1 protein-coding gene is annotated in these 251 nt (G+C 63.7%); it reads right to left on the reverse strand.

What is annotated here, in order from left to right; translation table 11 throughout:
* On the reverse strand, positions 1 to 251 hold a 251-nt coding region (locus ACLRGI_RS15105), incomplete at both ends, for a hypothetical protein (RefSeq protein WP_419202438.1).

Consider the following 251-nt stretch of genomic DNA (forward strand, 5'->3'; position numbering starts at 1 on the left):
TTGGCGACCTCGTAGGACTTCGGCTCCGGGAGTACCACCTCGGTGTGTTTGCGGCGTCGTTCGGGGACGAACCCGCCGAGCTCTGCCCGGCGGTCCATGAGGTATCGGATTTCCGGGGCGTCCATGCCGGGGTGGTAGTACGGGGGCCGGTACAGGTCAGCGTCGAGCTGGTCATCGCTGATGGGGATGCGGAGGTGGTCACGGAAGGCTTTGAGGTCTTCCATGGTCAGTTTCTTCATCTGGTGCGTGGC

It is taken from the genome of Paenarthrobacter sp. PPS72 (assembly GCF_048537125.1).
In the GTDB taxonomy this organism is placed as follows: domain Bacteria; phylum Actinomycetota; class Actinomycetes; order Actinomycetales; family Micrococcaceae; genus Arthrobacter; species Arthrobacter nitroguajacolicus_E.